Genomic DNA, 20,774 nt, shown 5'->3' on the forward strand with positions numbered 1-20,774 from the left:
CGTTACACCAATTGATAAAATATCACAATCTCAATGTTAAATTGAAAGATAGCATGGTATCTTAGCAAAAAATTCTTACTGAGATCAGCAAAAATGGCAACTGTCATGCTCACTGAGCCTGAAAAAGGCATTGTACCAAACGCAATCGTCGTTGTGGAGGGAGTCTTTACGAATTACGAAGCCTACACTGCCATTAACCAGTTTTTACTCGAGAATAATAAAAACCAAAACCTGACATTCGACACATCGGCCGTTGCGGAAGGCTTTGTATTTCGATTGGTCCCCAAGCTGCAATACCGCTTTGGGTAATGGCACACTGCTTCTATCCGCTTTATTCGGGTCCTGCGCTTGCGCAAAGCCAAAGACTTACTGACTCGACCAGACTGAACATTGCAGGAGTGGCCGATGCCGTTGGTTATAAGGATCCGAAATATTTTAACCGGGTTTTTTCGGAAGAATTCAAGGTTTTATCCCTTAATTTCCGTCGTTCAGCTCTTTCCGAACAATAGTCCACCCTTTCCGAACAGGAATCCACCTCGTTTCCTGAGCCTTCCCGTATTCTTGTAGCGCTAAAACCAGGGCTATTGAAGTGCCAGTGGTAGTGGAGCGGTGATCCTTCAGAAAAGAAGGAAGTGGCAACAAAGCTCACTTGACACAGGGCTCTTTAGGGAGCGAGTCTTAGGAGGATGCCGCTCTGATTGAGGAATAGGGAGGGACCCTATGGCCACGCAGCAGCAGAGTCTCGTGGGGAGTGAAGGGGAATTGTGGATCAGATTTGGCAGGAGGATAACTCACATCGGACCACGCTGATTCAGGAGGGCCGCAACCAAACGGGCATCATGATTCAGACTAACTTACGTTAGCGGGTATCTAAAAAAGAACTGGCCAGTTAGTCAGCCCTGGATGAGTGTGGTTTTGAAGGCTACTGCCCGTCAAAAGACCATTTTCAGAAGGCAGATCAGATTTTTGAGGAAGGATAGGTGAATGGCAAAAACACCCTTATAGAATCCATTGAACTACTAATGATTTCTTACTTAAATATATAACCATGAAAGTGTTAGTGATTGGAGCCTCGGGCACTATTGGAAAAGCCGTGGCCAGTCTTTTCACCCAACAGGGGCACCAGGTTATTGAGGCCTCCCGTTCAACGCAGCCCAGCCTGGACTTTACCGACCTGAAGAGCCTCGATGCCTTTTACGAGCAGATGCCTGAGGTGGACGCGATGCTGGCTATTGGTGGGGATGCCGCTTTTAGTTCCCTGGGCCAACTAACCAACTCGCAAATTGAGGTGACGTTGTCCAGTAAGCTGATGGGCCAGATCAATGCGCTGCGAAAAGGATTAGTTAAGATTCGGCCCAACGGTGCGTTTGTGATGACGGGGGGGATACTAGCGTATACACCCTGGCCGAATACCTCGATGGTTGCCATGGTCAATGCGGGCCTGGAAGGTTTTGTCAGAGGAGCCGCTTTAGAAATGACCGAGAACCGTCGAGTGGTTATTGTTCACCCGCCCCTGGTTGCCGAGACCGCAAGTATGTTTGGCATGGATGAAGCACAATTTCCGACGGCTGCAACGGTAGCCAGAACTTATCTGAAGGCCGTGGAGAGCGGCCAAAACGGAGCTGCGATTTTTGTGGACGGCCACGCCCCGGCTTAAACAGCTGGGCTGGAGTAGTCAAACCCACTCGGACCAACTCCCTAAACCTACTCAACGGTCCACTAGTGGACCGTTGAGTAGGCCGTTGAAAAAGGTAGTCGAAAGCGTATATTGTCTTACACTGAAATAGGTTGTCCGATTTTTACCCAAAATTGACCGCGGTGACCATTAGGTTTACGAGGTGGTAAGAATCCAAGATTTGGGTAGCTTACCTACAAGGAAATCAGAATAGGGTTCCCTGTAGGTAAGCTACTTCGACAACAGGCCACGTAACGTATAGAACAGCCCTACAAATGGTACAAATAACGTCGGCAACAGTTTGCGCAATTAGAACAGCTTTGGTTCGTTGTTAACCCATCAAACGAACATACGTATTCCCTTTGACCAACTAGCCATGAAGAAGGCTGCACTCGCCGTACTGCTGCTCACCACCAGCTTAAGCACGATGGCCCAAACTGAAAAAGGACGTTGGATCATCGGGGCACAAGTGGGCGATTTTTCCTATCAAAAACTTAGATACGAGCAAGGGCACTCATCTGGCATGGATCTAACGCCTACCGTAGGCTATTTTCTAGCGAAGAACCTGCTGCTTGCGCTAGCGGTGCCTTACAAGGTCCAGAAAACCAATTCCGAATACGTTTATAACGACGCACTCAATCGCCAAATTGGTATCGGCCCCGCGGTCCGGTATTATCTGGGAAAGGCAAAAGTCAAACCGTTTCTTGGATTCAGCTACTCGTATCAATGGGGCAAAGACCGCCAGGCTGAGTACGGACCTCCTGTGAATGTTATGGTGATTAAAGTCTTTACCAGCACCTTCTCCCCAAATGTGGGTGTGGCTTATTTTATTCATCGGAATGTCGCCTTAAACGCCGGATTGAATTACAACGTTGGTACCGAAAGAGGGTATTGGACCAGCACGTTGGTGCCCGATCCGGGCCACAGTCCCTATTCTTACCGTCAGAAAAGCGTGACACTAGCAGTCGGTTTCTCTGTTCTCTTTGGCCAGTAGCATCCACTACCGCTTTTTTGCCCCTTCGTTCACCTGCTGGTTATGCTGCTTCAAAGCGTTTTTGTAGTTTTTTTGCGTGACGAGCCACTGGACAAATTCACGATACGCGGCCAGTTCCTGCTGTGCCTGAACGGGTTTCTGCTCCCAGACTTCGGCATGATACAGTTGGTACGCGCAGGCAAAACCCAGTCCGAACACCAACAGGCTAAATAACCCCAATATCCCCCTATCGACTGCCAGGAGATAAACCCAGGCAGACAAAGGATCATCTCCGGGACGAACATCACCAGTCGGTTTGAATTCTATCCTATTGCTCCTCAAACCGGTTGACCGTGATATAATGCACTTTTTTGTCCTTTAATCGGTTGGGACATACTTCGTACCGCATCGAATTGAAAGGTGAAAGTTTGCGAAAAAGAGGTAAAATTGTCAGTCCATCAAAGGCCCGGAATCAAAACCTAGTTAGAGGGGACAATAAGGCCGGAATGGGGTCAGCATCACCGGAATATCCAGCACCATTCTCCTTTCGGGAAAAGCTTTCAATAACACTAATTTTCTTCGTTTTCCAGATCGTTCTTTGGGCTTAGGATTACGACCCGATTGCCTAACGGCCCAGCAGAAATGGGTAGCAGCATAACCTACAGTACTTCCCATGAATTGGAAAATCGCCTACGTCCGTCTTCCCCAATTAAAACACGGACAGCAGCCCTTGAGAGGGTATTCGTGCATGCCTCTTAATGCGAACGTCTTTAAGAGAATAAAAATAATCCAAATCTGCCAGCTAAGCTGTAAGTTCGTACCATGAACTGGATCACCCGCGAACGACCAAAAATAGATCGCCTGGCTTGCCCCTGGCTCATCAAACGATTCATTGACCAGGAGGCCACCATTTTTTTTGTACCGGAAGACCAGGTTCTCCAGCAAGCTCAAAGCTTACAGGCAACGCCCTTCGATGTGCCGGGTGTCGAATACACCCACTATGAAGACCGTTGTACCTTCGACTACTTTCTACAAAAACACAACCTTGCTGATCCAGCGCTGCAAGCTATGGCACCCATCATTCGAGGTGCCGATACGGACGATCATGCTTTGGCAGCCCAATCGGCGGGGCTATGGGCCATCTCGGCGGGCCTGGCTTTCAATATCACCGATGACCAGCAGTTATTGACGCAAGCCCTAGTTCTATACGACGCACTCTATAGCTGGTCCAAGCACCTGCAATCCACCCAGCATACCCAGAGCCCTACCGAGCGGCTGTTATTACAGGTGCTGCATAGCTATTTAAAGCCAACGGGTAACAAAAAACCACCAGCCTGGGTAGAGGGGTTAAAAGAAGCCATTCAGGATCAAATGGACACGAATCTGACCTTATCCTTAACTGAATTGGCGCAAAGTCTGGATGTCAACCCAGCTTACGTTTCACGCACCTTTGCCCGTTATTTCGATGACTTATCGTTCGGGCAATACATCCGTAAGTTACGCATTGAGAAAGCCCTGCACTTGTTGGAAACGACCCGCTATACCCTTACCGAAATCGCGTACTTAACCGGCTTCTCCGATCAGAGTCATTTTACCCGTATTTTCAAACTTCACCTGGGGCAAAACCCATCCGAATACCGAAAAAACTGGTTAAAAAGTAAACCGGGTGCGAACGAATAAACTTCACGCGGGTGGAGAAGTGCTGAAGCGTGTGTTCTTGCAAAAGATCGTGATGCCCTTATCCGTTGCTGGTGTACTAGGCGGAATGGGAATCGCCCCCATCCGGTGTTCAGGCAAATACCCCTACCACGGTTCATACTTGGTAACCACTGAGGAATTTAGTTTATTCAATGCAACTATAGGTCATGGGAAAAGCCTACCCATCCTTTAGCCGCAGTTCAATCAATAACGGTTTTCTTTCAGCACGCGGGTGGACGCAAAAGCGGGATGCTGTACATCGTCTTTTCCCACTCGAAACCCACCCATTGATAGAGGCCCTTGAGCACTTTTCCCAAAAGTACCAGGAGTTGACTCATTTGCGACAGGCTTTGCTAGCCAACCTGCCGACCTTTGATTCATCAAACAGAACAACAATCCTTAAAACAATAGACGCCATGAAAGCCCTGATCAACACCTTGCTCGTTGCCGTTGCCTTAACAGCTGCTTCCTTCAACGCCGTTAATGCGAACCCGAAAGAACCCAAAAAAGCAGCCGCTTTCCAGACCGGCATCTACACCACCACCGAGGGCAAGTTGCAGGTAGCCGTTCAAAAACAAACCACCAGCCCGGTTCTGGTGCAGTTGCGCAATGCGAAAGGTGAGCCCGTCTTTGCCCAGCGCATTGGGAAAAATCAAGGGGCGGTGCGTTACCGGTTGGATATGAGTAACCTGCCCGACGGGGTGTACCACCTCACTGTGAGCAACGGCGTGGAAACAACCACCCAAGAAGTAAAATTGAATACCCCAGCACCCACAGCCACGCTCAGACTCCTAGCGACTAAGTAACCGATTGAACTGCTTTGGAAATACAGCAGCTATCCAGGATATGGCCATAAAAAACGGGATGGAGCTCCGTAACTATTCTTTTTCATTCCAGAAGATAGGACTGAATGGTTACCTCCATCGTCGGCTCGAACCCAGGCTGATATGTAACCTTTTGATCGAACTGAATACCTGTTACCCGCTTGTTTTTGACCTGAAGCGTTTCCAAAAATTCTTTGGCTTCCCGCAGGTTATCGATTCGGGCATTCACAATCATCCCCTTTGCGAGCAAGGGTGGAATGGCCCGGTAGGTAGCAACCGAGTTGTCCTCGGCGGCAATTGTCATCGAAAGTTGCGGTGGTTGAAACAGGGCTTTCAAGGCTTGGCCGTAAAAAGTGTATTGGGGTTTAACGTAGATCACATGCAGTAAGGAATCGGCTTCATCCAGCCGTACTTTTTCCCCCATTCGCACTGGTAACACCTTGTTGGCGACGAGTTTTAACTGCTTGGTCCGGCTGGTTCGTTTCAAAAAAAGATGTTTTGGGGTGTTTTCCGCCACCTGGTAACGTTGCAAAACCGCTAACAAAGTCTGCGTTTCGTCGGCCAGCGGGTATTTGTTATCAATGGATTCATAGCTGAACATGATCCATTCGGAGCCACTTTCTGACAAGTACTTCTCCCGATTTTTCCCATCCAGGTACGCATTATAGGCTTGATAGGACTGCAAGGTAGGACGGGGGTTGTAGTTAAAGCCATTAAAATAAACTTCGGAAAGCTCATTTGGAATGACATCCAGTGTTTGACGACCGATTCTATTCCGGATTTGTTCAGGAACCGTTGCTTTCGGGGATTCGTACTGACAGCGTTTTGCCTTCTGAAAATAATTCACCACTAACTGTGCCTTGTAGGAAAATAAATCGATGTAATTGACGGGCATCTTTCCAAAGATCGGCACGCAAAAAAGAAGATAGAAAATACAGTGTAAGCCAAGGTATAGAAAATAAAGTTTCGTTACCCACTCTTCTTTGACCAGAAGCGCCACCAAGAGCAACAACAAGCTCGATTGCTTGATAAAAACCGTTATATGCCCGTCGTCGGCCCGGGTAAAGGCATACTTTAGCAACACAAACCCAACAACCAGCGTCCACAATAACGTAAACAAGGTATCGAGTGGCTCCTGCCTGGACCGTTGGCTTTTTCTAATTACAAAATACCCATAAACTCCCACCGTAACGGCCTGCAAACCAAACGACCCGTACGAAAAGGCAATTAAGCGCATTCGGTAAGGTGGAAAAAGAAACAGCGCGTCATTATAACCGCTGATAATGTGTAAACTGGACAGCGAATAGCGAATCAGGTCCACCCGCAGTAGATACGCCCCCAGCAACAACAAAGCCATCAATAGCAAGACCGAAGAAGCGAACCAGGCTAGGGTCACCTGCCGCCTGAAATAGCGGTACGAAAGCAGGGAAAGAATGAAGACAATAATAATGACCCCGTAATTGGCTTTCATGAAAAAATTGATGCTTCCCAGCACGAACAGGTAAGCGAGTAATCCATCACTGGGTTTAGACAAGTATCGAATCCCCCAATACAGGACGGAATAAAACCAGATGAAATGAATCCACTCACCGTGCATGTTATTCAGTATATTCCATAGCAGAAAATACAAACACAGGTGCCAGACCTTAAGCGGTTTCGGCAGGAAACTGTACAGCAGTACCGCTAAATTGAGGGCAAAAAAGGTATCCACGAGCATTAGCTCCAGTGGGCTAGTAACGATGGTATACCGCTGAAGCCAACGCCCCAGGGGGCCATAGGTAAACAGCACATCCTTTCCCCAGATCAGCTTCTTGTGGTAAATATACTCCAGGGCAATACGCCATGAATTGTCAATATCAGGCGTCGGTATATGGACAAAGTCCATATACGGAAAAGCCAGAACCAGCAGCAGAACTATAAAAATAAATTTTACAACGGGGTGATCAACCGTTGCCTGTTTAAACACATCTCTGACATGCAGCAGCCTGGCATGTCGTATTCGATAACTCAGCATAAATCTGTCAACGCAAGAATCAGTTTAACACTTTCAGGATCTAACGAAGAGTATTAAAGGTGGACTGGATTGCACGCGAAGCGCGGACAGCAGTACCGCATCCGTCCGAAAAACGCGGATTACCAGCTAAGTGCTCAGGAATGAATCCGTGCCCTGGTATTTTCAAAGATGGCCGATGCGATACGATTGTATACCCCCGTAGCCTGAATTGATGAAAATCAGGGTTCAAATGCAATCAATAGTACTTAGTAATTATACATATTTTCAAAAACGGTAACATACGCTTTATGAATTATCTTAATTTTTTAATTTTTCATTGTATCTGTGTATCCAGCTTACTTTTAGTAACGTTTAATTCTCTTAATATCCGGTTTCTATTTCTAAAGACAATCCGTAATAATACTTGGTTGTATTCCTCTATTATTTTTTCTAAAACATGACGGTATAAACTTAGGTACACCTTTCGTACGTAGCAAGTAGCTTGCCAAATTTTTTCACGACTATTCAGAAAGTAAGCAGCGAATTGAAAAGGTGTTTTTTAACCCATTTTCGGTATTAACGCAAATCGTTATACGCTTGCCCACTGAATCCCATTGGTTGGCAGCACCATAACGCTATCACCTTCCACCGCGGAAAGCCGCTAAAGTTTGCTTTTTAGCCGCAGCCCCGTCTCTGGGCATTGACTGGGGCAAGGCGTCTTATATATTGACACAACAACCATAGATTTGGTTAAGTCTGCGACCGAGTAACGGGCGATTTTTGCTAAAAAAACGCCACATGAAAATCATTGTCACAGGTTCAGTAGGACGCATCAGTAAACCCCTCACCGAAGAACTGGTCCAACAAGGGCACACCGTAACGGTGATCAGCAGCCGCTCCGACAAGCAGGGCGCTATTGAGGCCCTGGGAGCTTCAGCAGCCATCGGTTCGGTGCAGGACGCTCATTTTTTAGCCGAAACCTTCCAGGGAGCAGACGCTGTTTATACCATGGTGCCCCCAATCAGCTATTTTGATCCGACGATTGACCCAATGGCCTGTTTCCGCCAGATCGGTACCAACTATGCCGAGGCCATCCGGCAGGCCGGCCTGAAACGGATCGTCAATTTGAGCAGTTGGGGGGCGCACCGGGACAACGGCAACGGCGGCATTGCAGGTGCCTATCACCTGGAACAGCTCCTAAACGAACTGCCGGACGCGGTTAGCATTACCCACATTCGGCCCACGTCCTTCTATTATAATTTATACAGCTTTGTCCCGGCCATTAAAAGCACCGGAATCATGGTGGCCGCGTATGGCGGAGAGGACCGCACGGTATTGGTGGCCCCTTCTGATATTGCAGCGGCCGTTGCCCAGGAACTACAGGCGCCGGTAACAGGCCGTCATGTACGCTATGTAGCCAGTGAAGAGTTGACCTGTAATGAGGTAGCCCGGATGCTGGGCGAAGCGATTGGAATGCCCGATTTGAAGTGGCTTGTGATTCCGGCCGAACAGATGCAAAAACGCCTGGAAGCCGCCGGAATGCCCCCGCACATGGCGGCCAGCTTGGTTGAACTTCAAAAAGGGCATCATACCGGTATCATTGCCGAAGATTATGACCGCAACCGGCCAGCGGTATTAGGCACAGTCAAAATGAGCCATTTTGCCCAGGAATTTGCGGCCGTATTTCATCAAAAATAAAGATCTTGCATCATGGGAAACCAACTGCCTTACACCATCCGAACGATTAGTGCGTTCCATCAACTCCGGAAACTTCCCAGCCCGGCCCATCCGCTGGTTAGTGTCGTGCCATTCGAAGCAATGAGGACATTGTCCGACGATCACCCCCGGAGCTGGGTGCTTGACTTTTACGCCATCGCGTTGAAAAGAAACTTTGAAGCCCGTTTGAAGTACGGACAACAGGTGTATGATTTTGAGGAGGGCATCATGACCTTTATGGCACCAGGGCAAAAAATCGGCATTGAGACCGGTGACCATGAGCAGTTAGAACATTCGGGATGGTTGTTGATTTTCCATCCCGATTTCTTGTTGCACACCCCGCTGGCCAAAACGATCAGGCAGTATGAATTCTTTGATTATGCTGTCCATGAGGCCCTGTTTCTTTCTGAGCAGGAAGAGGCCATCCTCACCGGCATGATGCAAAACATTCGCCAGGAATACCTCACGCAGATTGACCGGTTTACGCAGGCCATCATTATCGGCCAGATCGGGGTCCTGTTGAATTTCGCTGAGCGGTTTTATCAACGTCAATTTACGACCCGAAGGGTCAGTAACCACGATATCCTCATTCGGCTGGAAGCCTTGCTGACGGACCGTTTCGACAGCGATGCATTAGCGCGAAAAGGATTGCCTACCGTTATTGAAATCGCCGGATTCTTACATGTTTCCCCCAATTACCTGAGTAGCGTCTTGAAAAATCTGACGGGGAAAAGCACGCAACAGCATTTGCATGACCGCATTATTTCGAAAGCCAAGGAAAAGCTTGCCGGAACGAATTTGTCAGTGAGCGAAATCGCCTACGAACTGGGTTTTGACTACCCGCAGTCGTTCAGTAAATTGTTTAAAGCCAACACCCACCTTTCACCCGTTGCATTTCGTCAGTCCTTCAATTGATAAAGCGCTGGTGGACCGGCAGCTTCTTCTCCCATTGGATGGGCTTAAGGCCATTCGCTAACGCTCCATCCCCAGCATTTTTGAATAGCCCACGGCAACAAAAATGAGCGAAATGACCAGGTAAAACAAAAAATTCGTTTTCAGATTCATCCAATCGATCCGCCGGTAATCCGCCGGCACAAATTTCGGAATGGCTTCGGCATCGGCGACCGAGAAGGAACGGTACGTTTCTTCGGTCTGCATTTTAGGAAAAAAATACGTTTCCAATTCCTTTCTGAATTGGGTAACATCTTGACTGAACCGATTAAACTGGTGCCAGTGGGTGCCCGCCAATCCACTCAGGGTTTCCTGCATCATCAATGCAGGACTGAAAAACTGTACCGTGCGAATGGCGGCTTGCTGCTTCTGAATTTGAGCGTACAGTTTTACCTCGGCGGTATTCGTGGCGGCATCTTTTATGGGCGTGGTTTTCGTGTTCAAGAGCCCATAGCCATAAATCATGATGGGTGTGATGTATTGCGCCTGGCGAATCTGGGCCAGGGGGTTATCAAATACGTCACGGCTAATCTCAGCCCCCCCGTTGGCAAAAAAGGCGTTCACGGCATCACGCTCCCGATTCAGCATCTCCACCCGGTTGGGAATCGGGTAGGTTTTGTCAAGCCCTATCTGCAGAATACCCGGCACTAATACGCTGGTAAATAACCAGACCAGCATGAGCGTAACGGCATTCATCCCCGAATTCATCGAAAAGCTGTTGACCAGCAGTGTCAGGGCAAACCAGAACAGAAAATACAGCGAAACCATCGAAAACAGCCACCACCAGTTCGGCGTCGTTAAAAATGAAGCGCCAACCCGGTTGAGTAGGATGATGAGGGTAATCCCCCAGAAGAAAAAGGCGATCAACCCATAGCGTAGGGTCATTTTTGCCAACAGCAGTCGCGCAATGGATACATTACTGGTTTTTAACAGGACCCAGGTCCCTTGTTCCTTTTCGGAAGAGAGAATATTGTAGGTAAAAACGATAATGACCAGTGGAAGCAGAAAGACGACCACAAACGAGAAGTCAAAATGGCCCAAAAAGTGTAAAAAGCTATTGTAAATTTCTTCTTCGAACAGCAGCGCCTGTTTCTTGGCGATGTTAACCTTATAATAAAAGGGCTGAATGTCGCTCTGACCCAAGCTCAACGCCTGCAAAGAGAATACCGGCTTGACGGCATAGGCACTGCCCTCATTCCGGGCGGCATTGTAAACAAAAGTGGGGTCATTCCAGATGTAGCCCTCGTACACCAGGCCACGCTCCCGGATTTGGGTAATCCGGGTTTTGAGGGTGTCGCGCAAGGCTTTTTCGGACTGGCGTACGTTGACCAGCGTTTCGTTCTGCTTTTGCAACCTGTTGGTACCGATCCAGATGGATGAAACCAACATGGCCGCCACCAAGGCGAAAATACTGGTAAGGACATGGCTGCGGGTCAGTATTTTTAATTCCTGCGAAAAAACAAGTTGATAGAAGGACAATTTCATAATCAAACTTTCAGGGTTTTGTAGGAATAATAAAGCAGCAGCAGGGAAGCCAGTAGCCAGACGCTGATTACGCCGATGGAAAACAGGGATTTTTGCAGGCGGTAGGAAACCGCGGGGAAGACGTAGTGGAACCGGGGGATGGTTTGCCAGAAGGCTTTCGTGGCTACCGTATGGTGCTGGTAAAAGTCATCGACCAACTCCCCCACCCGCCGACGGTGGGTCTCGGCGCTTTCGGCAAAATTGTGATGCGTGTCCATGTCCGATCCGCACAAGTGCATGGAAATATCCCGGAAGGCGATGAAGGGCGATAACACGGAGCTTTGGGTAACCACCTTTTTTTGCCGGGCATCATTTTCATCGATCCTGCTGTACCATCGGTCCATGACCCGACCATCGGATTCTTCGAAGTACTCAATTGAAATGGGGATAAAATACACCGGCAGGTCTTCGATCCTAGCTACCTTATAAGCGCGCATGATGCTGTCGCGAAGCATCGCCCGGCGTTCGTCCTTGGTTCCCTCTCTGCCAACGCCGTACGTTTTTTCGGCAAAGGTCCCGTCTTCAAATTCAACCGAGGTAATGGGCGGGTAGATGTTTTTGGAAATTTCGCCGGCCAGCCGCGGAATCAGGAACAGGCCCAACAGCCAGAACCCGCAAAGATACACCAGCGACAAGACGGAGCTCCGGGTCAACAGCGAGGTGGCGCAAGCGATCAGGGTCATGAGCAGGGCGAATACCGAAGCACCCAGCATATACAGCAGAAAGGTGCCGAGAAGATGCCTAAAATCAGCGGTCTGATTTTCCTTCGTCAACAGCAAGAACCCGGCCCCGGCGGTCAGCAGTAGAATGGTGAAAACAATCAGAAGGCAGGCTGCCAGCTTACCCGCGATCAACTGTCCTTTGGTGATGTTGGAGTTGAGCAAGATTTTAATAGTGCCGTTTTCCCATTCTTTAGAGAAACTACTGTGGCAGATCAGAAAAATGAACAGCGGCAATAAAAACTGGATAAAGAAGCCAATGTTCAGAAACCCAAAGCTTCTCAACGCGGTCGAATCACTCACCTCCTTGTACTTAACTATGCCCCGTTTATGGGGTTCCAGGTAAAAAGAATTGCCGGTAAACGGTTCAAGTCCATTATCGATCATCCCCAGATCGGCGGCAGGCTTGAACGCGTAAAAACCAAAGTGAGCACCGATATGGGGGTTTTTATCGCCCTGGTTAATAAACTGCTGATACGTAATTTCCTGGGAGACCGACAGGACCTGCTGCCGGGTATGGTGGTAGGTGAACCCATTGTAGATCGCCAGGCCCAATAACACCAGGACTCCGCCGAATAGCCAGGTCATGGTCGAGGCCCTGAAAATTTCCTTGAACTCCTTTCGGATGAGTAAATAAATCATGGCAGAACCGTTCTATTTGACCAAGTCGAGGTAAAGTTTTGTAAGCTCGGCGGGGCTGATGTCCGCCGATTTTAATTCCTTTCGCAACGTTCCCTGGTGCATGATACCGATTTGGGTGCCAAGGCTTTGGGCCAATAGCAAATCATGGGTTGCCATCAGGACGCTTACTCCTTGCCGGCTAAGTGAAGCAATGATCTGGGAAAATTCATTGGCCGCATAGGGGTCGAGCCCCGAGGTGGGTTCGTCCAGAAAAAGGGCTTTCGCCTGTTTGACCAGGGCAATGGCAATACCCACTTTCTGCCGCATGCCCTTGGAGTAGGAATGGACCCGTTTGTGGAAGGCGTCTTCCTGAAGGCCCGCCGTTTTCATGAATTCAACGAGTTCTGGTTTGGAATAGCGATAGCCGGACAGCCCGCTGAAGAATGCCAGGTTTTCCATCCCGGTCAGCGTAGGGTACAGGTTGACAATCTCCGGGATATAGGCGACGAGCCCCCGCGTCGCCTGATTATTGACGGAAACCTCCTGATTGTCAATATAGGCTTTCCCTTCGGTCGCTTCAATAAAGCCCAGAAAGATATTGATGGTCGTGGATTTACCCGCCCCATTGGAACCCAACAGGCAATAGATTTCGCCCGGGGCAATGGTTAAACTCAGACTCGATAAGGCGGTATGGGGGCCGTACTGTTTGGTTAAGTTTTCCGCTCTCAACATGGTGCTCAGCTTATCAATCGTTTAAAAATGGTAACCAGCCGTCAACCGAACGTTGCGGGGTGGCTGGGGAACATACCAGTACAAGCCCGGGGTGTACCAGGTGGCCCCAACCTGTTTTCCGTTGAGTAGGTTGTTGACGTTTAGGTTGAGACTTAATTTTTTCTTCGACCAGCCAATGGCACCGTCCAACCGGAAATAATCCGGGGTAACCCGCTTCGGATCGGCGCGAATGTCGTCAGTGGTTACATTTCGCTCATACCGATCCCGCAAATACTGATACCCCAACGAAACTGCCAGGCCGGTGATTTTCTTCCATGGCAGGCGGTAATTTAGCCAGGTGTTTTGAATCGTTCTGACCGCAGTGCCCGTTGGCGTTCCAATCAGCCTTGGATTTACGTCATCGGTAATTTTAGAATCATTAGAAGCGAAATTGATCACGGCATTCAATCCGCGGGCGAGTTCCCCCAGCAGATCAATTTCAATGCCACGGGCTTTTTGTTTTCCCACCAATAGGCTATAACCCGGATTCACCGGATCGTTCTGCGCGATGTGGGTCCTGTTTATTCGGTAAACCGCGAGGGAAGATGTAAAGCGGTTATTGAACCAGTTTTTCTTTAGACCAATCTCCTGATTAGCCCCCGACTGCGGCCGGACTTTTTCGCCGTCGGAGGTGATACCGGTTTGGGGTTTGAGCGTCTGGTCATACAACGCATACACCGAGAACGAGGCTGAAAGACTGTAACTTATCCCTAGACGGGGCGTCACTTTTTGGTCGTTTGAACGAACTTCGGTCGTGGCGGTTCGGCTGTCCGTTTCGATACCGGTATACCGGCCGCCGACGGTCAGGCGGAGTTTATTGGCCAGAAAAGCAATTTCATCCAGGGCGTACACTGAATAATACCGGATGCCAGCGTTCTGGGGGCTCGCTTCGATGCCGCCGGGAGCACTGTAAGCCGGAAAGTCAAATGCACCGTACACAGGATTGGCAATGTTCAACGGATAGTACTGCTGCTGGGTAACACCACCCGCATCCACATAGGTGTTGAATGGCTTGGTGTCCTGAAAGCTTCTTTTTTGGTTCCTATCCATTCCGGCCAACAATTGGTGGGACACGATTCCCGTAGTGAATTTTCCGTTCACAAACAGTTGCTGGGAGAACACCCGGTAGTATTCCTCGTCGTTATTCAGGTTACGGTATTGAATAGTCGGATGGGCAGCGTCTACGCGCCGGGCAAACAGGTAATGGCCTTTCCGAAGGTTTCTGAGCAGGGTTCCCCGCGCCGTTAAACTCCAGCTTTCATTGAAGGCATGGGTAAAGGTGAGAAAAGCGGAGTGATCCTTGACTTGGTAGGGGGCCAGGCCCGGATCGGTCATGGCAAAGTCCCTGGGAAGCGTGTTGTAGCCAGCCTGCGAGGCAACGGTTGGGCTGTAAATCCGGTAGGCCATGTTTTGATACGTATATTCCAGCGACAGAGCGGTTTTCTCATGGAATTGGTAGCGGAGAACCGGGGCGATCAGATACCGATTCAGAAAATCGAATTTAACAAAGGAATTGGCGGTCGTCCCCATGGCATTCAGCCGGTAAGCCAGTTTGCCTTTATGGTCCAATTTTCCACCCAGATCGGCGGCTAGGCGGTATAACCCAAAACTGCCCACCTGTACCTGCAGGTCATTATTTCGCTCCCCCGTGGCCTGCTTGGTCACGACATTAAAGGTCCCGGCCGGATCGCCCAGGTTATTCATAAATAGGGAAGGTCCCTTGATAAATTCAATGCGTTCAATAAAAGCCGCATCCTCCGGAACCGGCCCCCGGTAGATTGGTGTAAAGTCCACCCCGTTGCGAAGGGTCGAGACCGCCCCACCGCGCATAAAGATATACGGCCCATAGTGATTGGAGATATCCAGGCGGGTGGCCCCACTCACATTACGGGTTACATTTTCAGTCAGGTTGGAACTTCCCTGATCGAACAGGATTTCAGGAGTGACCGCTTGAATGTTCTGGGATAGTTCCAGCAGGGACGTTTTTAGCCTCAACGCACTGGAAATGGACCTGGTGGTATACGGCTTATAGTACTTCGAACGGACCGTTACGGCCAGGAGGTTTTGCGCTTCATCGGTTTCCAGTGCAATGGTCAGGTCCAGGCTCTTTCCACGAATGGGTGTGGTTTGGATACGGTATCCCAGGAAACTCACCCGAAGCAAAGAGTCTGACGGCGTTGTGTGAATGGAAAAGTAGCCATTACTGTCCGTTACGGTTCCTTGTGGCCCTCCCACTACCTGAATTGTGGCACCCGCCAGTCCCGATTGGGGATGCTGAGCATCGACTACTTTTCCTTTGATCCACTGGGCCAGCGCTACCGTGGGGACTAAGGTAACCAAAGGTAGCATGAGGAGCCATTTTAGGACGAACGGTGGAGCAGCCCCAGCAAGACGGCATACGCCTACCCGCCAAAAAGCGGCCCATAACAAAGCGGTATTCATAGTCAGCGTAATCGGCTGCGATAGCCTAAATAATCATAACTTATTAAAACAGCGTTTCTGCCTCCTGACTGACAACGGGCAGGACGATAAGGAAGCCGTTGTAAAGAGGGGAATGGTCTTAACCGGCCATTGGCCTGACAAACAACATCTGTTAGACACTTTCGATTAGGGGAGGAATAGCGTATAGCAAGCTAAAGAGCAAAGGAAGTTTGTGGCTTACATACACTCTTATTTTTACTACCAGGCGGCTAAAATAGGTGTTTAACCCCAAATTGTGTTTAACGACGGGCCAAAATTCACTCAGCAGACTACCTTTTGCCCAATAAACGTCAAAAGATGAACATAAAAACGGGTTTCTTTTAGTAGTACTCCCGGTCAAACGTTATTCGCTCTGTAGGCAATCTGGCTTGTAAACTCAATTTATTTCAAAGCAGGTTCTATTTTTGTCAATTTTAATAATGCTTTTCGGCAATTACTTGTTAAACTATAATAGGACAAACCTTTTCACCTGATCATGCTCCATCCTCACACAAAAAAATCCGCAAATCAAATTCAAAATGAGGCCTCTATTCTGGTTATTGAAGATAATCCGGACCAATGGCAATTAATCAGGCAAGCCATTAAAACCACCTTTACAAATGCAAAACCAGTATGGGCTACCAACCAGCAACAGGCGCTGGCCTATCTGGATGATTGCATCACGATCGGGCTCAAAAAGCCGTTGTTGGTTCTGCTGGATTTGTACCTGCCTGAGCGGGAAATGGGCTGGAACCTGCTGCAACAGATTCGGACCATGCCCCCACCCATTAGCCTGCTGCCTATCGTTTTACTAAGCAGTTCAAGCCACGGAGAGGACATCACCGAATCGTATGAGCGGGGCATCACTTCGTATGTGGTTAAACCGACCGAATTTGAAAGCTGGATTGAGACGTTTCAGACTCTTAAAGAATACTGGATTGACACGGCGGCATTACCGGATCGGCGTACCCCCTACTGATGGGCAATTGGGCATGCTGCCGCCGGATGTAGACTTGTGTCGTCTTGAGGCTCGAGTCCCCCGCTAGTAGCTCTTGACAGTACATACAGCCTTGGCAGCCCCACTCGGTGATGCTGTGCCGGCCGTTTTCAGGTCCCCACGCCATACTTCTATTTTTTCCAACTGCCATCTCTACAGCCTTTCTATTTTACCGTTCTTACGAATGGTTTTGAACCCTGACCCATCCGGCTCAAGTTAATTCGTTTCGGAACGTCGGTCTTTACGCCGGCAAATACACACAAAAGGTAGCGCCCTGGCCCGGTTGGCTATCCGCCGTAATCACCCCACCGTGGTTTTCCACCACCCGCTGACAGATCGCCAACCCAATGCCCGTTCCAGCGTATTCGTTCTTGCCGTGCAGGCGTTGAAACAACTGAAATATCCGCTCCTGGTATTTGGAATCAAACCCAATGCCCTTGTCGATGACACAGAGCCGATGGTATCGGCTGGTCTGTTGGCTCGCATTAACCGGGATAGGCAGTTCACTTCGCGATACGACTGTTGCAGTAATTCGAATGCGCGGTGGCACGCCCTTCTGGGTGAACTTGATCGCATTGGTAAGCAAATTTTGAAAAAGTTGCCCTAACTGCGTAGCATCTCCCCGCACCATTGGCAGGGCATCGATCTCCAGGTGAGCTTCACTTTGCTGAAGTTGAAAATCCAGGGTCTGTATCACCTGATTCATCACATTCTGCGAGTTAATCAGGCCAAAATCCTGCTGCCGGGTCGCTACCCGCGAATAGGTTAATAAATCCCGAATGAGCGTGGACATGCGCCCTCCAGATACCTGGATGCGTTCAAGGAAGTTTCGGCCATCTTCGTCCAACTGGCCGCCGTATTGCGCCAGTAACAACGTACTGAAGGATTGGATTTTACGCAACGGTTCCTGCAAATCATGCGAAGCGATGTAGGCAAATTGCTGCAGGTTGTCGTTTGATCGTTTCAGATCATGAATGGCCGCTTCCAGTTGCTCATTGGCCCGGACGGCTGTTTCATTGGCAACCTGAAGCTCTTCATTGGAAGCGGTCAATTCTTCATTGGTTGCGGCTAATTCTTCGTTGGCGGCCCCCAGTTCTTCGGTGTGCTCTTGCACCTGCTGCTCCAAGGCTACCTGCGTTTGCCGATCCCGGGTAACGTCCCGCATGGTACCTACCATTTTGACCGGCTGCTTTTGCTCGTCAAAATACATTTGGGCCTGAGCCCGTACAATGCGGTGGCGTCCTGTTCGCTGGATCAGAATGCCATATTCCTCATCCAGTAGCCCCCCCGAGTCTGCTTGGGCTGCCCGGGCGACCGCTTCCGTTACACGCGCCCGATCGGACTCTTGGATTAAGGTATAAAGCTGGTCGTTATCGATGGCGTCCTGGGTGAACTCAAAAAGCGCCTTGAGTCGCTCAGAATATGTGGTTTTCCCTGTTCTCAAGTCCATGGTCCAGGTCCCCATGTCGGCTAAATGAATCGCTCCGCGCAGGGTGGCTTCGGTTTCCTGTAACTGCTGGCGGGCTTTCACTTCCTGGGTGACATCAATAGCGATATCGAGGATGGCATAGACCTCACCGGCTGCATTACGAACGGGGGAGTAGGATATGTTGTAGTAGTTGTTCGTAAGCACCCCATTCTGGACAATCTTCACCAGCGCGCCCGGCGTAATGAATGGTTCACCGCTGGTAAAAACATCATCCAGAATCTGCAGGAAAGGCTGGCCTTCACTGATCAGTTCAGGCATGACCTCCCGCAGCGGCCGTCCTGCGATGTCAGGCCCTTTGCCTACAATATCAATAAAGGTCTGGTTGGGGTTTTCAACCACCAGGTCGCGGCCCACAAACAAGCCTATCCCGGCCGGAGCTGTGGCCAGAATAGCCCGTAGTTTGCCTTCATTTTCTTCAATCTTTTTGCGGGTCAGGACCTGCTCGGTCACGTCAGTGGCCACCACCAGAATACCCTCTACCGTACCCTCAGTTCCTTTTCGAGGCTGATAGGTTAAATTGACATAGATCGTCGTCAATCGGTCATCGCGCAGGATGTCCACCGCTATCTCAGGAGCGATAAAAGGAACACCCGTTGCAATGACGTTTTTGAGGATATCATCAAACCCCTGGCCTTTAATTTCGGGCAAGGCCGCCAATAACGGTTTTCCCACAATTTCCTCCGGTTTCCGAGCCACTAACTCCCCATAAAAGGGATTGACCCATTGAAACACCAGATTCTCATCGGCACTGAGGGTGGCCAGACCAACCGGTGATTGCTCAAATAAGGTCAGCAATTCGCGTTGACTATCGGCGATCTTTTGCTGCGCCAATACCTGCTCGGTTACGTCCATGGCCATACTGATGATCCCGAAAATCTGGCCCGCCTGATCACGCAGAGGCTTATAGGTAAAATCAAAATAGTGCAGCTTGGCGACGCCGTTGATCACCAGCTCCCCGGGCATGGCTTTGGCCTCATGGGCTTTTCCGGAGGTGTATACTTGATCCAACAACTGTAAAAATGCCTGGGAAGCCAGTTCGGGCACAGCCAAAGTAGCAGCCTGACCGACAATGTTGGGGCCTTTCCCCAACATGTTTATCATGACTTCGTTGGCAACCTCAATGGTATGGTCAGGGCCCACCATAAGCATGGTTGCCACCGGGGCTTCTTCGATCAGGGAGCGAAAGCGGGCTTCACTTTCCCGGAGATGCTCCTGCGCCTGCTTGATTTCGGTTATATCCCGGGTTGTACCGGCAACAGCCTCCACCTCACCCCGTTCGTTCAGCACCGGAGCAAAAACATAGTCGTAAATTCGGCGGCCCAGCGTAGCGTGGGGAAAAGACACTTCGCCCCGAATGGGCCGTTGGGTGGCCACCACCTGATCGATTTCCCGTTCGTGCATCTGGGCATGCCAGTGCTCGTAGCCATTTTCCAGCAGGCTTTTTCCGATCGATTGTTCCCAACTACTGCCCCACATATCAAGCAGGGCCTGATTGGCGTAGGTAAACCGATAGTTTAGGTCAAAAATATACATCAGGTCGGGGGTGCTGGCCGTAATGGCTTCGTAAGCCCGCTGCAGTCGCTGGGCCACCTGGCGATCAGCGGCTTCCTGCTGCTGCGTCAGCATCTGCTCGGTTACGTCTTGGGCCACCCCCGCCAGGCGGTAGATCACCCCGGTTTCTGAAAAGTAGCCTTTCCCGTAAAAGCGCACCCAGCGCAGCTTGCCATCATCGGCACCAAGGGTCCGGTAGGTTTCATCATACTGCCCCCCCGACAGAGGGTTCATGGCCCACTGCACGGCCTGATGGACCCGGTCTACATCATCAGGATGAATGTGCTGAATAGCCTGTTCATAGGGCAGGTAATTTTGCGTGGCCAGTCCAAATAACGCCCGGCAACGGTTATCCCACAGAATTTGCTTGGTAACAGGATCCAACTCCCACACGCCAAGGCCAGCGGCCTCGAGGGCAAAGTCAATATCAAGTCGCTGGTTGAGGTTTTGAGTTGAATCAAGAGGCAGCTGATCGCCAGTCATCGTTAAAAGTGGTAGCAGTACTCCTGCAAGTTAAAAGGTTTTTTATTGGTTATTGACGGCTTGTAGCGAATCAGGTCATGACTCCTTTTTAGTCGAAATATCTCCGTACCGCAACAAATAAGCCGGGTGGAACTCCATTGAGGCAGGATAAAATACTAACTTCAATCAGGGCTCCGTGGTTTTGGTAAAGCTAGGCTCCAGCCGCAATTAGCGCAGAAATTACGGCCAAAACCGGTAAAATACCGCCCCACTACCCACATCATTTGAAGCGTTGATGCGGATTTCCAGCAACTCGAAAAAAAACGACCGTAACGAATCACTAAATGGAT

15 protein-coding genes are annotated in these 20,774 nt (G+C 49.7%); 8 read left to right on the forward strand and 7 right to left on the reverse strand.

The window, feature by feature from the left end:
• Positions 1-105: 105 nt before the first annotated feature.
• The 3 genes from ACYVH9_RS28635 to ACYVH9_RS28645 all read left to right on the forward strand — a co-directional run bounded on the left by ACYVH9_RS28635 (position 106) and on the right by ACYVH9_RS28645 (position 2,669).
• Positions 106-309, forward strand: coding sequence for a hypothetical protein (locus tag ACYVH9_RS28635; protein ID WP_460639875.1), 204 nt, complete (start codon positions 106-108; stop codon positions 307-309).
• A 739-nt stretch (positions 310-1,048) separates the two neighbouring features.
• On the forward strand, positions 1,049-1,657 hold the full coding sequence (locus tag ACYVH9_RS28640) for a short chain dehydrogenase (RefSeq protein WP_460639876.1): 609 nt from the start codon (positions 1,049-1,051) through the stop codon (positions 1,655-1,657).
• Between the two features lie 394 nt (positions 1,658-2,051).
• Positions 2,052-2,669, forward strand: a complete 618-nt coding sequence (locus ACYVH9_RS28645; RefSeq protein WP_460639877.1) for an outer membrane beta-barrel protein — start codon at positions 2,052-2,054, stop codon at positions 2,667-2,669.
• A 6-nt stretch (positions 2,670-2,675) separates the two neighbouring features.
• Here ACYVH9_RS28645 and ACYVH9_RS28650 read toward each other — a convergent pair whose 3' ends face one another.
• Positions 2,676-2,930: a hypothetical protein gene (locus tag ACYVH9_RS28650; RefSeq protein WP_460639878.1), complete on the reverse strand. Its 255-nt coding sequence runs from the start codon at positions 2,928-2,930 to the stop codon at positions 2,676-2,678.
• 540 nt (positions 2,931-3,470) lie between these two features.
• Here ACYVH9_RS28650 and ACYVH9_RS28655 point away from each other — a divergent pair.
• The gene (locus ACYVH9_RS28655) at positions 3,471-4,328 is read left to right on the forward strand and encodes a chromate resistance protein ChrB domain-containing protein (RefSeq protein WP_460639879.1); all 858 of its coding nucleotides are present in this window, start codon (positions 3,471-3,473) and stop codon (positions 4,326-4,328) included.
• Positions 4,329-4,513: 185 nt separating this feature from the next.
• Positions 4,514-5,152: a hypothetical protein gene (locus tag ACYVH9_RS28660; protein WP_460639880.1), complete on the forward strand. Its 639-nt coding sequence runs from the start codon at positions 4,514-4,516 to the stop codon at positions 5,150-5,152.
• A gap of 82 nt (positions 5,153-5,234) precedes the next feature.
• Here ACYVH9_RS28660 and ACYVH9_RS28665 read toward each other — a convergent pair whose 3' ends face one another.
• Complete coding sequence (locus tag ACYVH9_RS28665; protein ID WP_460639881.1) at positions 5,235-7,184, reverse strand: hypothetical protein; 1,950 nt, start codon at positions 7,182-7,184, stop codon at positions 5,235-5,237.
• A 777-nt stretch (positions 7,185-7,961) separates the two neighbouring features.
• Here ACYVH9_RS28665 and ACYVH9_RS28670 point away from each other — a divergent pair.
• Positions 7,962-8,861, forward strand: coding sequence for an NmrA family NAD(P)-binding protein (locus ACYVH9_RS28670; RefSeq protein ID WP_460639882.1), 900 nt, complete (start codon positions 7,962-7,964; stop codon positions 8,859-8,861).
• Between the two features lie 12 nt (positions 8,862-8,873).
• On the forward strand, positions 8,874-9,794 hold the full coding sequence (locus ACYVH9_RS28675; protein ID WP_460639883.1) for a helix-turn-helix domain-containing protein: 921 nt from the start codon (positions 8,874-8,876) through the stop codon (positions 9,792-9,794).
• Positions 9,795-9,851: 57 nt separating this feature from the next.
• Here ACYVH9_RS28675 and ACYVH9_RS28680 read toward each other — a convergent pair whose 3' ends face one another.
• From ACYVH9_RS28680 to ACYVH9_RS28695, 4 genes are read right to left on the reverse strand one after another with little or no spacing between them, the layout of a single operon-like run.
• Positions 9,852-11,315 carry a DUF3526 domain-containing protein gene (locus ACYVH9_RS28680; RefSeq protein ID WP_460639884.1) on the reverse strand — a complete coding sequence of 488 codons (1,464 nt, stop codon included), beginning with the start codon at positions 11,313-11,315 and terminating at the stop codon, positions 9,852-9,854.
• Positions 11,316-11,317: 2 nt separating this feature from the next.
• Positions 11,318-12,715, reverse strand: a complete 1,398-nt coding sequence (locus ACYVH9_RS28685) for an ABC transporter permease subunit (RefSeq protein WP_460639885.1) — start codon at positions 12,713-12,715, stop codon at positions 11,318-11,320.
• Between the two features lie 12 nt (positions 12,716-12,727).
• Positions 12,728-13,426 (reverse strand): ABC transporter ATP-binding protein, encoded by a 699-nt coding sequence (locus ACYVH9_RS28690; RefSeq protein ID WP_460639886.1) that lies wholly within the window; start codon positions 13,424-13,426, stop codon positions 12,728-12,730.
• A 21-nt stretch (positions 13,427-13,447) separates the two neighbouring features.
• Positions 13,448-15,814: a TonB-dependent siderophore receptor gene (locus ACYVH9_RS28695; protein ID WP_460639887.1), complete on the reverse strand. Its 2,367-nt coding sequence runs from the start codon at positions 15,812-15,814 to the stop codon at positions 13,448-13,450.
• Between the two features lie 607 nt (positions 15,815-16,421).
• On the opposite strand from ACYVH9_RS28695, the gene ACYVH9_RS28700 reads away from it, so the two are divergent.
• Entirely contained in the window at positions 16,422-16,904 is a 483-nt protein-coding gene (locus ACYVH9_RS28700) for a response regulator (protein ID WP_460639888.1), read from the forward strand.
• Between the two features lie 259 nt (positions 16,905-17,163).
• Here the strand turns inward: ACYVH9_RS28700 and ACYVH9_RS28705 are convergent, their stop codons facing one another.
• A complete protein-coding gene (locus ACYVH9_RS28705; protein ID WP_460639889.1) occupies positions 17,164-20,445 on the reverse strand; it encodes a PAS domain-containing protein in 3,282 nt (1,093 codons plus the stop codon).
• Between the last annotated feature and the right edge of the window lie 329 nt (positions 20,446-20,774).

The sequence above is a fragment of the Larkinella harenae genome, from assembly GCF_054780515.1.

Excerpts from the sequence above, each read along its gene's own strand:
- ACYVH9_RS28635 (WP_460639875.1), top strand. The coding sequence starts at position 106 with ATGCTCACTGAGCCTGAAAAAGGCATTGTACCAAACGCAATCGTCGTT.
- ACYVH9_RS28640 (WP_460639876.1), top strand. The coding sequence starts at position 1,049 with ATGAAAGTGTTAGTGATTGGAGCCTCGGGCACTATTGGAAAAGCCGTG.
- ACYVH9_RS28645 (WP_460639877.1), top strand. The coding sequence starts at position 2,052 with ATGAAGAAGGCTGCACTCGCCGTACTGCTGCTCACCACCAGCTTAAGC.
- ACYVH9_RS28655 (WP_460639879.1), top strand. The coding sequence starts at position 3,471 with ATGAACTGGATCACCCGCGAACGACCAAAAATAGATCGCCTGGCTTGC.
- ACYVH9_RS28660 (WP_460639880.1), top strand. The coding sequence starts at position 4,514 with ATGGGAAAAGCCTACCCATCCTTTAGCCGCAGTTCAATCAATAACGGT.
- ACYVH9_RS28665 (WP_460639881.1), bottom strand. The coding sequence starts at position 7,184 with ATGCTGAGTTATCGAATACGACATGCCAGGCTGCTGCATGTCAGAGAT.
- ACYVH9_RS28670 (WP_460639882.1), top strand. The coding sequence starts at position 7,962 with ATGAAAATCATTGTCACAGGTTCAGTAGGACGCATCAGTAAACCCCTC.
- ACYVH9_RS28675 (WP_460639883.1), top strand. The coding sequence starts at position 8,874 with ATGGGAAACCAACTGCCTTACACCATCCGAACGATTAGTGCGTTCCAT.
- ACYVH9_RS28680 (WP_460639884.1), bottom strand. The coding sequence starts at position 11,315 with ATGAAATTGTCCTTCTATCAACTTGTTTTTTCGCAGGAATTAAAAATA.
- ACYVH9_RS28685 (WP_460639885.1), bottom strand. The coding sequence starts at position 12,715 with ATGATTTATTTACTCATCCGAAAGGAGTTCAAGGAAATTTTCAGGGCC.
- ACYVH9_RS28690 (WP_460639886.1), bottom strand. The coding sequence starts at position 13,426 with ATGTTGAGAGCGGAAAACTTAACCAAACAGTACGGCCCCCATACCGCC.
- ACYVH9_RS28695 (WP_460639887.1), bottom strand. The coding sequence starts at position 15,814 with ATGCTACCTTTGGTTACCTTAGTCCCCACGGTAGCGCTGGCCCAGTGG.
- ACYVH9_RS28700 (WP_460639888.1), top strand. The coding sequence starts at position 16,422 with ATGCTCCATCCTCACACAAAAAAATCCGCAAATCAAATTCAAAATGAG.
- ACYVH9_RS28705 (WP_460639889.1), bottom strand. The coding sequence starts at position 20,445 with ATGACTGGCGATCAGCTGCCTCTTGATTCAACTCAAAACCTCAACCAG.